At 41.9% G+C, this 2,557-nt stretch carries 3 protein-coding genes and 1 pseudogene; 2 read left to right on the forward strand and 2 right to left on the reverse strand.

Translation table 11 applies throughout. The features are described 5' to 3' along the window. A partial coding sequence (locus tag IM322_RS19110; RefSeq protein ID WP_287673054.1) for a transposase occupies window positions 1-95 on the forward strand: 95 nt, incomplete at its 5' end. 81 nt (window positions 96-176) lie between these two features. On the opposite strand, the gene IM322_RS19115 is transcribed toward IM322_RS19110, so the two are convergent. Continuing rightward, the gene (locus IM322_RS19115) at window positions 177-1,157 is read right to left on the reverse strand and encodes an ABC transporter ATP-binding protein (RefSeq protein ID WP_287673053.1); all 981 of its coding nucleotides are present in this window, start codon (window positions 1,155-1,157) and stop codon (window positions 177-179) included. Window positions 1,158-1,431: 274 nt separating this feature from the next. Between IM322_RS19115 and IM322_RS19120 the strand changes: the two genes are divergently transcribed. Further along, window positions 1,432-2,298, forward strand: coding sequence for an alpha/beta fold hydrolase (locus tag IM322_RS19120; protein WP_287673052.1), 867 nt, complete (start codon window positions 1,432-1,434; stop codon window positions 2,296-2,298). A 178-nt stretch (window positions 2,299-2,476) separates the two neighbouring features. Here IM322_RS19120 and IM322_RS23510 read toward each other — a convergent pair. Beyond that, window positions 2,477-2,557: pseudogene (locus IM322_RS23510) on the reverse strand (DUF29 domain-containing protein); the annotation flags it as partial.

A 2,557-nucleotide genomic window follows, 5' to 3' on the forward strand; every position in this document is an offset into this window, starting at 1 on the left:
TGAATACCAAAATAAAGCTTATTAAAAGAATAAGTTATGGATTTACCAATTTTGAACATCTTCGACTTAAGCTGTTTGCTTGCTTTAATTCATAACAAAAATTAACACACGAAAACCAGAAGAGCCTTATCAGTTATCAGTCAATAGTGTTAAGTGACAAGTTCGGAGCTTTCTTTTCACTGATTACTGATTTTTCCCAGACTATGATCCCGATTAATTTCTACCACTAGATGCGCTTGTTTGAGCAGGGGTGGGAGAAATAATTGCGGATGTAAACTTTTCCAAAAATACTTGACAAATTCCTCGATTTCTGATGGGTTCATACCTCCTTTTGCTTCGGCTGCCTGTCGCCATTGTAAACTGTAACGGTAGTCAAGGGGATAAAGAATCAGTAAGCGATCGATTTTTGACCAGAGGGGTAGATATTCTCGCAATCTTTGATTATTATCCCGGGCGAATTGTCGGTCTTCTTCGCTATTAATCGGATCGGGAGCATGATCAAAGACTGTTTCCTCTACTGGATTCATGCCCACAAACCAACCCTCGAAAAAAAGAATATCAACTCGTTCCACTTGTTCCGGTGCAATTCTATCTCCTTGTCCTCGATGCAGGGACTTGTCAAAACGCGGGATTAAAATCGGACTTTCTTGCTGACAAACCTGTTCTAAAACTTTAATTCCTAATTCTATATCATGAGTACCCGGTGGACCACGCCAGCGCAATCTTTTATCCTTTTGACGCAATTTTATTCGCTCATTATAGGTCTTATAAATATCATCTAAAGAGAGATTATTTACTTTTAAATCAAAATAGGCTAAAATAATCGACATTATGGATGTTAAAGTGGTCTTCCCCGTGCCTTGGGGGGCCAAAATGCCTTGAATCAACGGTTTTGCGTGGTTGCGTAGCTGTAGCGCCCAGGGAATCCAGAAGCGCCAACAGCTGATCAAAATCTGATTTGGCTGATTTATCCCTAACTCCTGACATTTTTGCCAGACTCGCGGCCAGAGAATCGTTAATAGTTCCGCCCTTTCCTGTAGGATGAGAGGGTTAGTCTCCCTAAAATTTAAGGATTCGATCTCTAGTAAATCTTCTAGATCCGCCTGACTTAAGGGATTTTCGTCGATTAATCCCCGTAAAATCGTCAAAATCTTCATAGCTATTATCGGAATTAGGAAAAAACTGTCCCAGTGATTCAGGAGTAATTCTCTGGGTTATGGGTTCGCTCAAGATTTTTTTGTAAGAGTGTTTTTTAGGGTTATTTGCCCAAAAATGAAGGGGTTGCAGGCAGGCACGGATTCCCATTATATATATAAGTATATGTCAAGTTGCGGTTTTGGTCAAGGGGTTTGGCTAAAAATCTCTAGCTTTGTCTCCAGTTTCTCAATCGGTTAGACTAAGAATTATTCACATTACTTAACAAAACAGCAGATGAATACAGCTGCTCTGACGACAAGGCAAAATTGGCAATGGCAAGGACATTCGATACACTATGTGCAAGCGGGTACTAGAGTTGCGGGAAAACCCCCATTACTATTAGTCCACGGTTTTGGTGCTTCTACCGACCATTGGCGAAAAAATGTGCAAGGTTTAGCCTCAGAATGGGAGGTATGGGCGATCGATCTGTTAGGATTTGGTAGATCAGCTAAACCGGATATTGTCTATAGTGGCAATCTTTGGCAGCAACAATTAAATGATTTTATCAAGGAAGTTGTGGGCCAACCGACGGTTTTAGCGGGTAATTCTCTGGGGGGTTACGCTTCTCTCTGTGTGGCTGCTAATCATTCCGAGAATGTTCGGGGATTAATTCTCCTCAATAGCGCCGGTCCCTTTAGCGATACAGAAAGCAATCGTCAGCCTAATTTAGCACAAAAATTACTGCGATCGATGCTGCTGCAACCCTGGGCCAGTTATCTCTTATTTCTCTATACCCGTCAACCAAAAACTATCCGCAAAACCCTAGAGAAAGTATATCTCGATCGCAGTGCCATTACTGAGCAGTTAATAGAAGATATCCGTCGTCCTTCCCTGGATGCGGGAGCAGCCAAAGTTTTTGCTTCTGTGTTTAAATCTCCCCGGGGGGAAAATGTGGATATTCTCCTGCAAAAGTTAAGCTGTCCCCTGTTGATGTTATGGGGTGAAGGGGACCCTTGGATGAATACTAGGGAACGCGGGGCCAAATTCCGTCAATACTATCCTTCTCTGACAGAATATTATCTAACTGCCGGTCATTGTCCCCACGATGAAATTCCCACAGAGGTTAACCGGTTGATTAGTGATTGGTTGAAAAGCTTATAGGTAGTTAGGGACTGGTTATCAGGTTTTTATTTTCTTGACGCTTATCTGACCTGAAAAAAGAGGGTTCGCAGGCAGGCACGGATTCCCATTCTATATATAAGTATCTGTCAAGTGCGGGGATTTGTCAAGGGTTTTTTTGAGAAAAAATCTGCCAGAATTTGGCCAGTAGAAAAGACATTGGCCGGTATTGGTAGAGAAGCAGATGGATGAGTAATTTTAGGAGATAACTATCCACTTTATGTGTCTGTTGGTTCCCCAA

The sequence above is a fragment of the Microcystis sp. M109S1 genome, from assembly GCF_020247025.1.
In the GTDB taxonomy this organism is placed as follows: Bacteria; Cyanobacteriota; Cyanobacteriia; order Cyanobacteriales; family Microcystaceae; genus Microcystis.